Annotated in this window: 14 protein-coding genes and 1 riboswitch; of the genes, 2 read left to right on the top strand and 12 right to left on the bottom strand. The window is 42.5% G+C overall.

All coding sequences use genetic code 11. The features are described 5' to 3' along the window. Positions 1 to 107: 107 nt before the first annotated feature. Complete coding sequence (yaaA, locus tag AN213_RS05400; RefSeq protein ID WP_054562328.1) at positions 108 to 887, bottom strand: peroxide stress protein YaaA; 780 nt, start codon at positions 885 to 887, stop codon at positions 108 to 110. Positions 888 to 1,109: 222 nt separating this feature from the next. Here yaaA and tal point away from each other — a divergent pair, with 222 nt between their 5' ends. Further along, a complete protein-coding gene (gene tal / locus AN213_RS05395; protein WP_054562329.1) occupies positions 1,110 to 2,060 on the top strand; it encodes a transaldolase in 951 nt (316 codons plus the stop codon). A 185-nt stretch (positions 2,061 to 2,245) separates the two neighbouring features. After that, positions 2,246 to 2,434 carry a DUF3545 family protein gene (locus AN213_RS05390; RefSeq protein ID WP_054562330.1) on the top strand — a complete coding sequence of 63 codons (189 nt, stop codon included), beginning with the start codon at positions 2,246 to 2,248 and terminating at the stop codon, positions 2,432 to 2,434. Here the strand turns inward: AN213_RS05390 and ung are convergent, their stop codons facing one another. The 11 genes from ung to AN213_RS05335 all read right to left on the bottom strand — a co-directional run bounded on the left by ung (position 2,435) and on the right by AN213_RS05335 (position 11,647). Continuing rightward, positions 2,435 to 3,127 (bottom strand): uracil-DNA glycosylase, encoded by a 693-nt coding sequence (gene ung / locus AN213_RS05385; protein ID WP_055197854.1) that lies wholly within the window; start codon positions 3,125 to 3,127, stop codon positions 2,435 to 2,437. Continuing rightward, entirely contained in the window at positions 3,124 to 3,981 is an 858-nt protein-coding gene (locus tag AN213_RS05380) for a cobalamin-binding protein (RefSeq protein WP_055197852.1), read from the bottom strand. Before AN213_RS05380 ends, ung begins: the two co-directional genes overlap by 4 nt. Before the next feature lies 1 nt (position 3,982). Next, positions 3,983 to 4,582 (bottom strand): cob(I)yrinic acid a,c-diamide adenosyltransferase, encoded by a 600-nt coding sequence (gene cobO, locus AN213_RS05375; RefSeq protein ID WP_054562333.1) that lies wholly within the window; start codon positions 4,580 to 4,582, stop codon positions 3,983 to 3,985. A gap of 9 nt (positions 4,583 to 4,591) precedes the next feature. Continuing rightward, positions 4,592 to 6,076: a cobyric acid synthase gene (locus AN213_RS05370; protein ID WP_055197851.1), complete on the bottom strand. Its 1,485-nt coding sequence runs from the start codon at positions 6,074 to 6,076 to the stop codon at positions 4,592 to 4,594. Continuing rightward, the gene (gene cobU / locus AN213_RS05365; RefSeq protein ID WP_055198052.1) at positions 6,076 to 6,603 is read right to left on the bottom strand and encodes a bifunctional adenosylcobinamide kinase/adenosylcobinamide-phosphate guanylyltransferase; all 528 of its coding nucleotides are present in this window, start codon (positions 6,601 to 6,603) and stop codon (positions 6,076 to 6,078) included. The genes AN213_RS05370 and cobU overlap by 1 nt, the downstream gene beginning before the upstream one ends. Then, positions 6,600 to 7,406 carry an adenosylcobinamide-GDP ribazoletransferase gene (locus AN213_RS05360; protein WP_055197849.1) on the bottom strand — a complete coding sequence of 269 codons (807 nt, stop codon included), beginning with the start codon at positions 7,404 to 7,406 and terminating at the stop codon, positions 6,600 to 6,602. The genes cobU and AN213_RS05360 overlap by 4 nt, the downstream gene beginning before the upstream one ends. A gap of 1 nt (position 7,407) precedes the next feature. Then, the gene (gene cobT, locus AN213_RS05355) at positions 7,408 to 8,469 is read right to left on the bottom strand and encodes a nicotinate-nucleotide--dimethylbenzimidazole phosphoribosyltransferase (RefSeq protein WP_054562336.1); all 1,062 of its coding nucleotides are present in this window, start codon (positions 8,467 to 8,469) and stop codon (positions 7,408 to 7,410) included. A gap of 3 nt (positions 8,470 to 8,472) precedes the next feature. Next, complete coding sequence (locus AN213_RS05350; protein WP_055197847.1) at positions 8,473 to 9,462, bottom strand: iron ABC transporter permease; 990 nt, start codon at positions 9,460 to 9,462, stop codon at positions 8,473 to 8,475. Further along, positions 9,455 to 10,285, bottom strand: a complete 831-nt coding sequence (locus tag AN213_RS05345) for an ABC transporter ATP-binding protein (RefSeq protein ID WP_095209711.1) — start codon at positions 10,283 to 10,285, stop codon at positions 9,455 to 9,457. The genes AN213_RS05350 and AN213_RS05345 overlap by 8 nt, the downstream gene beginning before the upstream one ends. Before the next feature lie 80 nt (positions 10,286 to 10,365). Next, positions 10,366 to 10,504, bottom strand: a riboswitch (cobalamin riboswitch). Positions 10,505 to 10,516: 12 nt separating this feature from the next. Further along, positions 10,517 to 11,134, bottom strand: coding sequence for a histidine phosphatase family protein (locus AN213_RS05340; protein ID WP_055197846.1), 618 nt, complete (start codon positions 11,132 to 11,134; stop codon positions 10,517 to 10,519). 84 nt (positions 11,135 to 11,218) lie between these two features. Next, positions 11,219 to 11,647, bottom strand: a complete 429-nt coding sequence (locus AN213_RS05335; RefSeq protein ID WP_054562340.1) for an FKBP-type peptidyl-prolyl cis-trans isomerase — start codon at positions 11,645 to 11,647, stop codon at positions 11,219 to 11,221. Positions 11,648 to 12,226 lie beyond the last annotated feature (579 nt).

Here is a 12,226-nt window from a genome sequence, read left to right as displayed (position 1 = left end):
TGCTCAACAAAGTACTTAGCAAGATGAACGCCATTTCTAATTTAGAGTATTAAAACCATAAAAAAGCCGTGCTAAGCACGGCTCTTCTAATTCATTTTACTAAAAAATTAGTTCTGCTCTTCTCGTAAGAAAACAGGCTCTAATTCTTTTGTTGTTGCATCGCTACTAAAGTAATAACCCGCCACAGTGAAATCTTTTAAATCACTTAATTGGGTGATTTTATTTTCAATGATGTAACGTGCCATCATGCCGCGAGCTTTTTTCGCATAAAAGCTAATCACTTTATATTGACCGTTTTTACAGTCTTTAAAATGTGGAGTGATGATTTGTGCGTTTAATGCTTTTTTATCAACCGCTTTAAAATACTCATTCGAAGCAAGGTTTACCAAGTATTTGCTATCTTGCTCAGCAAGCACTGTATTTAGCTTTTCGGCGATAACACTGCCCCAAAACTCATATAAGTTTTTACCACGTGGGTTTTCTAACTTAGTGCCCATTTCAAGGCGGTAAGCTTGCATTAAATCTAATGGTTTAAGCACACCATAAAGGCCAGACAAAATACGTAAGTGCGACTGTGCATAATCAAGATCAGCACCGCTTAGAGTTTGCGCATCTAAGCCACCGTATACATCACCATTAAAGGCTAGCACGGCTTGTTTTGCATTGTCTTGGGTAAATGGCTGTGACCACTCGGCGAAGCGTGCCGCATTCAAACCAGCTAGTTTATCGCTGATTTTCATTAGGCTACCAATTTGCGCTGGTGTTAAATCACGGCAAACTGACATTAACTCTTCGCTGTGCTCGAGTAATTCAGGTTGAGTGAATTTATCGGTCGTGGCTGGTGTTTCGTAATCTAAATTTTTTGCAGGTGAAATAACAGTGATCATACTTAGCTATTGACTTGTAATTTGTTTGATGTCAATTTCAACATTAATTGAATCAAAATGCACGTTTTGTTTCGTCCTGCCTTTATCCGCTGTTCTTTTCATACATAATGTTCTAGTTTTCTGTATTAAGGACATTTGACCTATTAAACACTGTCATAGTGTTGCAGCATAAAGGCCGCTATAATGGATTTTCTTTTAACTTGCTTGGAATGAGGAAAGCAAATGACTTCAGCACTACAAAGGCTTAAACAGCATTCATCTATTGTTGCAGATACAGGTGATATCGAAGCTATCAAAAAGCACCAACCAGAAGATGCAACAACAAACCCATCTCTACTTTTAAAAGCCAGTGAAATTGAAGCGTATAAGCCTTATTTAGATAAAGCGTGGCAATATGCCAAAGAAACCGAGCAAGATGCAGCTAAACAACTTGAGTTAGCATGTGATTACTTTGCTGTATTAATTGGTAAAGAAATTAGCGAAATCGTACCGGGCTATATCTCAACAGAAGTAGACGCACGTTTATCATTTGATACCCAAGCGACTATCGATAAAGCCCACACTTTACTAAGCCTTTACGAAAAAGAAGGTGTTAGCAAAGATAAAATCCTAATCAAAGTTGCATCAACGTGGGAAGGTATCAAAGCCGCTGAGCAGCTTGAAAAAGAAGGCACTAAGTGTAACTTAACGCTGTTATTCTCTGAAGCACAAGCACGCGCATGTGCCGATGCAAATGTATTTTTAATTTCACCATTCGTTGGCCGTATCTTAGACTGGCACGTTGCTAACGGTATGGAAAAACCAACTGATCCGCTAAACGATCCTGGTGTGCAATCTGTACGTAGCATTTACGAATTCTACAAACGCCACGATTACAAAACAGTTGTTATGGGCGCAAGCTTCCGTAACACAGGCGAGATCATCGCACTTACTGGCTGTGATAAGTTAACGATTAGCCCAGGTCTTTTAGAGGAGTTAGGCCAATTAACGGATGCACAAGAGTACCTACTAGAGAGCGACTTTACTGTTGAAGAAAAACCAGCACCACTAACTGAAAGCCAGTTCCGTTGGTTACATAACCAAGATGCTATGGCAACAGAAAAACTTGCTGAGGGTATTCGCTCTTTTGCACAAGCACAGCTTGAATTAGAAGCACGCTTTAAAGCAATGTAATTCAAATTACAGCATTTTTTAAACGCCACCGCTAGGTGGCGTTTTTGTTTCTAAAATAACTAATCCTTTGATCTATTCATCTATCAATCACACTTCTGTAACAGTATTGTCACTTTTTTATTCTATTTTTGAGCAGCCTGTGGTATAGGTATTTCCGAGGTTCAAAAAATCAATAGGAGAAGTTCATGGATAGCCTAGACGATATTTTAGAAATATTAGAAGGTCCTAGTAAAACAAAAAAGACCTCTACAAAAAATAAAAAGAGAAAATGGCGCGAAATCGAAGCGTTGAAAGACAAGCATAGACTTCGCAAAGAACTACAGGAGCTAGACTATTTCACAGACAGCATTGAGCTTGATGAATTAGACTTTTAATTAAAGGCCCGCAAGGGCCTTTTGCATTTGCGGCAACGACCAATTTACTGGCGCTTTATTTTGATCAGTAAGTAGCTGGTTTGTCTTTGAAAAATGCTGGCAACCAAAAAAGCCACGATGTGCAGAAAGCGGTGATGGATGCGGGCCTTGGATCACATGATGACGCGAGGTATCAATGTGTTTACCTTTTTTCTGAGCATGTGCGCCCCATAACACAAACACCACACCGTCACAGTGCTGATTAATAAGCGCAATTACTGTATCAGTAAATTTTTCCCAACCAAGGTGCTTATGAGAATGAGCTTGCCCTTGCTCAACAGTTAATACCGTGTTTAGTAAGAACACGCCTTGCTCAGCCCAGCTTTGCAAATAGCCATGATGAGGGATCTCAAAACCATCGATATCAGTTGCCAGCTCTTTGTACATATTCTTCAAAGACGGTGGTAATTTTTTAACCTCTGGTAATACCGAAAAGCACAAACCATGGGCTTGGCCTTCTCCGTGGTAAGGATCTTGCCCTAAAATAACCACCTTAACTTCATTTAAAGGTGTGGCATCAAAAGCTGAGAATACCTGTTCGTCTTTAGGATAAACGGTAACGCCTGCTGCGCGTCTATCGGCCACATATTGCAAGGTTTCTTGCATGTAGGGCTTAGCAAGCTCAGTATCTAGAAATGTTTGCCAATCGTTCATTTTGAAGCCTGTATTTGCTGACGAGAAACGTCTATTTTACCACACATGTCGGTCAAACCATCAAGCATACGAGTTGTAAAACGGTGCAATAAGTCTGCGTTTACACTAATAAACTGGTTATGTTGCACCGCTGGCAATTCAGGCCATTGTCGCCAATCAATTTTAGGCTGAGGCTTTTTCGATTTTTCATCTGGAATAATCACTACCTCTGGGTTGGCAACCAATACATTTTCAATACTAATGCGCGGGTAGTCGGTATCGCTATTAGCAAACACATTATCTGCATGACAAATAGTTAATAGCTGGTTGATCCAAGTGTTGCCGCCAACTGTCATCATTGGCTCAGGCCATAATTGATAAAACACCGACACTTTCGGTTTGCCTTCTTGCGCTGTACGAATAGCATCGAGTTTAGTTTCAAACTCTTTGGCTACTTTGTTTGCCTTGGTTTGCAAATGCGTAAGCGTGCCTAGTTTACGTAGTTCATCAGCCACATTATCAACTTGATTTGGGTTACTGTACGCTACCGGAATACCTAATTTTTCAATGTAAGCGAGATCTTCGGCTTTGTTTCCCGTTTTCCAAGCCAGAACTAGGTCTGGTTTTAACGACAACAGCTTTTCCATGTTAATGCCGTAATAGCCGCCTACTCGTTCGATATCATTCGCTTGCTGAGGAAAGTCTGCATAGTCAACGGTACCGACAATGCGCTCTCCTGCTCCAATCGCAAATAGGTTTTCAACGATGTGCGGTGCTAAGGCAACGATACGCTGCGGCTCTTTAATTTCATGAGCCTGAGCCAATGCAGGTAAATAAAATAAAAAACCTAAAAGTGCTAACTTGATGGCCTTCATATTAAAAATCGAACCCTTTTTGCGCTTTTATTCCTGCATCAAAAGCGTGTTTTACGTTTCTGACTTCACTGACTGTATCAGCTAAGTCGGTCAGTTTACGGTGCGCACCACGACCTGTAATAATCACCGATTGCATAGCAGGACGAGAGCTAACTGCTTCTAGCACTTCGTCTAAATCAATATAGCCGTAGGTGATCATATAGGTTATTTCGTCTAGCATAACGAGGTTAATCGACTCATCCTTCAGCATTCTTTTCGCTTCTTGCCATGTCACTTGCGCAGCAGCAGTATCTGACTCTTTATTTTGTGTTTCCCAAGTAAAACCGGTGTTCATAATAACAAATTCAACCCCTGCTTTTTCAAGTAGGTTGCGCTCACCACACTCCCATGTGCCTTTAATAAACTGGCACACAGCTGCTTTCATTCCGTGACCCACCGCACGTGCGACAGTACCAAACCCAGAAGTCGATTTTCCCTTACCGTTGCCAGTTATAACCTGAAAAATACCCTGCTCTTTTTGTGCAGCAGCAATCCGTTCGTCGACTTTTTCTTTTACTTTTTGCTGGCGTTGTTGGTGCTTATCTTGATTCTGTTCGCTCATTGTTGTTCCTTATTTCTCTAAATTGAAGTTCTCATAAATATTGATGATTTGTTCAATATCGAGATTCTCTGCTACTACACTAGCTAAACGGCTTAACTGCTGTTCACGGTTTAAGTTAATATCAATTGGCTTAATTTGGCTATTTGCTGCAAGCCAAGTTATTAGCTCAGATACGCCCTCAGGGGTATCGAACAAGCCATGTAAGTAAGTACCTGCTATTTGGTTATCATCACTAATAAAACCATCTACTTTGAATCCACTTGGGTGATCATTAAAGCTCAAAAATGGCTTTTCAAGTGCTGGCCCTAGACTGATTCCGGCGTGAATTTCATAACCAGATATTGCTTTATCGCTATTGTTTAAATGAAGTATGCCAGAGACTTGGCTTAGTACTTTTTGTTGCCCTAATTGCGTTTCAAAGTCAGCAAGCCCAAGCCCTACTGCGCTGCCTAAATTAGACTCCACTGCATGTGGATCCGCAAGGTAGTTACCTAACATCTGCAGCCCACCGCATACTCCAAGCACTTTACCGCCATAACGCAGGTGACGTGTTATTTGTTTATGCCAACCTTCATTTTTTAAAAACGCTAAATCGCTGAGTACATTTTTACTGCCCGGTATAATAATCAGATCAACACTTGGAATAGTCTGAGTATGACGTACATACTGTAAATCGATTTCTGGTTGTAATCGCAGTGCATCAAAGTCTGTGTGATTACTAATATGAGGAAGTAGCAGCACTGCTATGCGTAATTGCGGTTTATCGACCTGATTAGTTATAGCAACGGCATCTTCAGCATCTAGTGCTAAGTCATGTAAATAAGGTAATACCCCAAGCACTGGCTTATTGGTGTATTGCTCTAACCAATCAAGGCCACCTTGCAATAACGCAATATCGCCCCGAAAACGATTAATCACAAAGCCTTTAACGCGCGCTTGCTCCGACTCAGACAACAAGGCTAACGTTCCAACTAAATGGGCAAACACACCGCCTTTGTCGATATCTGCAATAATGATCACCGGGCAATCTACCGCCTCAGCGTAACCCATATTGGCAATGTCGTTTTCGCGCAGGTTAATTTCTGCAGGGCTCCCTGCACCTTCAACAACCAGTAATTCAAAACGCTCACTTAAGCGCTGCTGCGAAGTAAGAACTGCATCCATCGCCACTTTTTTGTAGTCGTGATAACTGCCCGCTTCCATATTCGACAGCGCTTTACCATGAACGATTACCTGCGCTCCGGTATCGCTGTTAGGTTTTAATAAGATAGGGTTAAAATCGACTTCTGCGGGGACTTTTGCCGCTACAGCTTGCAAAGCTTGTGCGCGACCTATCTCGCCACCATCTGCGGTTACAGCGCTATTTAACGCCATATTTTGTGGCTTAAAGGGCGCAACCTTTATGCCTCGCTCAGCAAAGATCCGGCAAAGTGCTGCTACAAGAGTACTTTTACCTGCATCTGAGGTCGTGCCTTGCACCATTATTGTTTTCATCATTGTTCTCTTTTTAAGGTTTGTGCAAGACCTGCAATCACAAACTCAACACGTGCAACTTGCTGTGCTAAGGCTTGATGCAACCAACCTGAATGATCAACAAACTGACGGCTTAATTCACCGAGCGGCACAATGCCATGACCCACTTCATTGCTGACAAAAATAACCTCACCCGGCAATTGCGATAACACATCGAGTAAGGACGCTTTTTGCTCAAGCCAAAATGCTTCACCCTGCTGGCATAGGCAATTACTCAACCACAGCGTTAAACAGTCCACTAAAATACAGTTTTCAGCTTGGCTATGTTGTTGTAGTGCTTTAGCCAAATACAAAGGCTCTTCAACAAGTTGCCAATGCTTAGCCCGCTCAGCTTGATGCCTATTAATTCGGGCTGTCATTTCTTCATCACCCGCATTGGCTGTGGCGATGTAGATAAGCGGCTTGTTTGAATTTGTTGCCAGCTGCTCAGCAAAACGGCTTTTACCGCTGCGAGCACCACCTAAAATTAAAGTATGTTGCTGGCTCATAATAAACTCACCAAGCAAAGGTAGGTAACAAGCTCAGATACTTGCTGGGCTGCTCCTAAGCAATCGCCGGTGTAGCCAGATAACTGTTTTTCAAACCAGCGCTTTAATAGTAAACGAGTAACAAAAAGCACACTGATGAGGATTAATAATTGCCCTAAAGTAAAGCCAAAAAACAACCATGCAATTGCTAACACCGCACCGCCAGTTGCTAGCAGTATTTGATAACTTTGCGTGCTTAAATGCATCGCAATTGGCTTTACTTTAGATGTGGCGTCCTGACTTACATAGTCCATACCTGCAATTAAACTTGTTGCTACAACCCGACTTAAGCTTTGCCCTAAAACAAGTGCAATAATCACAGTACTGGTTACTTCACTAAGTGCAACGAGTGTTTGGTATTTAATTAATAAGGCCATCACAAGCGCCGCTGCACCATAGGTACCTAAGCGACTATCTTTCATAATGCTCAGCTTATCTGCAACGTGCCAACCACCACCAAAGCCATCCCAGACATCAGCAAGGCCATCTTCATGAAATGCCCCTGTGATTATCAAGCTAAACGCCATAACTAAGGCAACTGAAATGGCTACGGGGAATGACCAACTTAGCAGTAAAAAACTCAGCGCTAAAACTACACCTAAAATCACGCCGACCAATGCAAAATAACGGCTGGCCTGATTGAGTGCCTGACTCGATACTGCAAAGTTTAACTTAACGGGTATACGCGTTAAAAAACTAAGCGCCAGTAAAAATAGTTGAAACTGACTTGGGGTAGAGTCAGAAGTGTGTTGTTCAGCGCTCATATCAGACAACTTGCTCAACATTGGCATCGGCAAAACTTGCCATGTCATTGTAAAACGCCAAAGATGCTTGCAGTAAAGGTAAGGCAAGCGCAGCCCCAGTGCCCTCTCCTAACCTTAAATCAAGCTGCAATAAAGGTGATGCGTGCAAGGCATTGAGCATTGCTTTGTGCCCTTGTTCATCAGAGGCATGAGCAAATAACATGTAATCACGAGCGTTTGCATTAATGTGAGTTACAACAAGCGCTGCAGCAGTACAAATAAAGCCATCCACGATCACTGCCATGCCAAGCTCCGCAGCAGCTAAAATAGCACCGGTGATCTGTACAATTTCAAAACCACCTAATGCCGCAAGCGTCATTAGCGGATCGCTAAAATGAGCTTGGTGTAATTGAAGGGCTTGCTCAACAACTTTAATTTTTTTAGCAACAACCTCGTCGCTCACACCTGTGCCTTTACCAACACATTGGCTAGCAGGTAACGACAACAAGGCAGCCATTAATGCCGCAGCACTTGTGGTATTGCCAATACCCATCTCACCAAAGGCGATGGTATTACAACCTTGCTCATAGAGTGAATGAACTCGCTGTTTGGCTAATGCAAACCCTTTTTCAACCTGGCTAAGTGACATGGCCATTTCAGTATTCAGTGGTGCAGTGATTTCACCTAAACGCTGGTTATGCACACTTTTATTGTGTGAAGTACTGAGTGTTCCAGCGTCTACAACTTCTAGCTGCCAGCCAAGCTGGCGACAAAATACATTAATCGCTGCACTTCCTGCTGCAAAGTTTGCCACCATTTGAGATGTAACGCAGCTAGGAGCAATCGACACACCTTGGCTTGCCACACCATGATCACCCGCAAATACAACTAGAGAAGGGTTTGAAATAACCGGTTTAAAGGCAACTAGCGCCTGCTCACTATCAAGTTGCTTTGAAAAAATAAGCGTTAATTGTTTAGCACAACTTTCAAGCTGACCCAAAGCTCCTAACGGCTTTGTTTTGAGGTCTATTTTTTGTTGAATTACAGCTGAAAATCGCTGATTAATAGGCATGATATTAAACATTAGCTACCTGCTCTGTTTACGAAAATAAAGTAAGAATAAAAAGAACACGCTACCAATAGCGGCTGTGATCACACCTACGGGTAGTTCTTGGTTATTCAATAGGGTTCGGCATAACACATCTACCCACACCATAAAAATACCTCCGACCAAGGAGGTCATAACTAAGTTATGGCTGCTGCCTTGCGGTGAAAAGTAGCGCACAATATGTGGGATCATCAGGCCGACAAAACCAACGCCACCGCACATAGCAACAAGCACAGCTGTAATTAATGAACTTAGCAGCAGCATCATGATCCGAAAGCGTTGCACATGAATCCCCAAGGTTGCAGCACTTTCATCACCAAGCAGCATTGCATTAAGCTGACGACGAAATGCAATCATCAGCGTCATACAGGCAATAATTACTGTAAACGGCAGCCAAAGAGTGTCCCACTGTGCACGAGAAAAACTGCCCATCGTCCAAAACAAAATGGCGGTGATGGCTTGAGGATCGCTAAAATAAAGCAGCAGACTAGTCAGAGCACTAAATAAAAAAGATAAAGCAACACCAGCGAGTAACATGGCTTCAACTTGGCCAACATGGCGACGCCCTGCAAGAGCAATAAGCAACAGCATAGAAAGTAAGCTTCCGACAAATGCTGCAACTGACATACTAAAGCCAAAACTCACACCGGTTAGGGCTATAAAGCACACCACACCAAATGAAGCCCCAGAAGAAATACCAAACAAGTAAGGGTCAGCAAGCGGGTTTCGGGTTACGGTCTGTAAAATTAGTCCTGCCAGAGCAAGCCCTGAGCCTGCTAAAAATGCCAGCACCGTTCTTGGCATACGCAATTGCCAAATAATACGCTGCACAAATTCATCGCTATCTTGGCTAAACAAAGCATTAAAAACATCACTCAGTGGCGTATTTGCAGCACCAAAGCTCAATGCTAAAAAACAACTAATAAGCCCTACGACAACACAGATACTTAAACGCATTGCATCAGTCATTTTGATGCTCCTGTGTCTGATAGCCATAAAAATAAGTGATGTGCGGAATAAACTTATCAGTGCTTGATTGCGGGTGAGCAGATACCGCTGCGCAGACACCAAATACATCACTCAACAGCTGCTCAGTAAGCACCGCTTTTGGTTGCCCCTGACAAACCAAACGCCCTTCATCAATCACCAATAATTCATCACATAAACTCGCTGCGAGATTTAAATCATGGAAAGAGGCAAGCACTGTCACATCGAGGGACTTTGCTAATTCCATTATTTGAATTTGGTATTTAACATCAAGGTGACTGGTAGGCTCATCCATGATGAGCAACTTAGGTTGTTGTACGATAGAGCGTGCAATAAGCGCTCTTTGCTTTTCGCCACCAGAGAGCGAATCAAATGCTTGCTCACTATGATGAGACAAACCTACCTGCTCTATCGCTTGATATATTCGCTGCTTATCATTGGCAGACGTGGCGCTGAAAAGCCGCTTATGAGGTGTTAAGCCTAAACTCACTACATCGAACAAAGACAAATTAAACTGCGATGGAGACTCTTGTAAAACAACTGCAACCTGCTTTGCATATTTATCAGCACTGATTTGCCAAATATCTTGACCGCTCAGCAGCACAACCCCTTGCTGAGGTTTCAAGTAACGATAAAGACAACGCAGTAGGCTTGATTTACCTGCCCCATTGGGGCCGAGTAGACCGATAAACTGCCCTGCTTTTAACTCAAGGTTAATTGATTTAAGTATCGTTTTATTCGCAGTACCCCAACTTAAATCAGACACTGATATTAATGGCGCAGCGCTAAGGCTATTTTGTTGCAAGCTTATTCTCTCTTGGCGAGTAATCGCAACGCACAAGAAAGCACTGGTAAGTACCAGAAAATGATGTGAGTTGACCCGCTCGATGATTAATTGTTAGTGCTAAGTATCTGGCTGACCATTATTTAGATGGATTACAGTTGCGGGAACAGCTGGAGAATTTCACTCCATTCCATAGCATATGAGTATTATGGCGGGCTAAGTAAATAATTCAATGAATATCGCTCTAGATGGCTAAAAAACAATTTTAGGCCAAGCTTGTCCTTGTTCATCTATATATACATCGAGTGTAATAAGCCCCGCATAAGGAAGGTGAAAAACATTTAAATGCGTGGCTGATTGTTTTGGCATCTGACATACAATAGCGAGAATTTGTTTAATCACACCTGCATGACTTATTACCAATGACTGTTCATGCTTAGATTCACACAATGATTGCAAAAACGTGTGCCACCATGCCTCTACCCGAGCGTAAAAATCAGCCATAGATTCACCATTGGGCACTTTTACTTGCCAAGGGTGTTGCCAAAAATCACCAATATGAGGCTTACTCGTTTGCTGCCAAAGCTGTTGGTAATCTTGGCCATCCCAATCACCAAAATTAAACTCTTTAAGAGCGTTATAATAGTGTACATGCAGTGAGTGTTGATTTGCTAAATAATCAGCGTGGACTGAGCAACGCTTTAGCGGTGAACTATATATGGCATTTAAATTTATGATCTCAGCAGAGGCTTGGCGCATTTGTTCAAGGCCTTGCTCAGATAAACCAACATCGATTTGCCCAGAAAGAATTCCAGGCGTAGCGATTTCACCATGGCGAAGAAAGTAAACTCGTGAAGTAAATGCGTCCATAATGTTCCTCAGTAAACCAATAGTGAACGTTAACGCGTTTTAAGTCCTCTGTCGACTTATGCTAAGGGACTCATCCGAAGAGAGTTAAGCTAAACGCATTAAACGAACGTCAAAATGTAGCACTGCATTTGCGCCAATCTTGCCACCGTTACCTTTTTTACCCCAAGCAAGCTCTGGAGGGATCACAAATTCATAGCGAGAACCGATATTCATTAATAATAAACCTTCTCTTAACCCTTCTATAGCTTCAGATAAAGCGAACACTTCGGGCATACCGGCTTTATAACTGTCGGCAATCACATTGCCATCAGCAAGCATAATACGTTGGTTAATAACCACTGTATCGAATTCTGATATGCGTTCTCCTTCAACATCATCAATCACTTTATACATTAAGCCCGACGGGCATAGATGTGTATCTGGATGCGAAGAGAACTTAGCAATAAATGCTTCACTATTTTTACGATTTAAACCTGAAGAGCCTTTTGACTTGGTCGTTTTCTTACGAGACACAGCACACCTTAATTGTATTACAAATATAAAACGCTTTATCGCATAACAAGGTTAGGGAAGCAAGTTTGCGAGAGTAAAGTTGTAAGTAAGAAAGGGGAAAGATACGATTTAGAGGGTCTGGCGTAGATTGGGTAGAGTACAGCGAAACCCAAGACAGAGCTATCAGCTATCAGCTTTCAGCCGCGCGGTGTGGGTGTTTGGTTCTGCGTCTTCCTCTGCCGGAGGCTCTAGGTTTTAGGTTTTAGGTTTTAGGTAAAGTGTACTTGTAGGAATGGCTTCAGCCATGAATGTGTTTGTTATAGTTTAAATTCGGCACTGAAGTGCCTCCTACGGGGTTTGTTGCTGAGGGTGACTCTGTACTAAACAACCAAACAGTTCAACTTTACCCTTGCTAACTAGCAACTCGCTAACTCATGTTGGGTTTCGCTCCGCTCTACCCAACCTACCTGGCGAATGAATAGGGCACGTTGTGTGGATAGCTCCCAGACGCAAAAAAGCCCGACTCTTTCGAATCGGGCTTTCTTTAATAGGATCCTGGCGATGACCTACTTTCACATAGCAGCTGCTACACTATCATCG

The sequence above is a fragment of the Pseudoalteromonas sp. P1-8 genome (genome assembly GCF_001399985.1).
GTDB lineage: Bacteria > Pseudomonadota > Gammaproteobacteria > Enterobacterales > Alteromonadaceae > Pseudoalteromonas.
The sequence above is the reverse complement of the archived record's forward strand: the minus strand, read 5'-3'. Positions and strand labels throughout refer to the sequence as shown.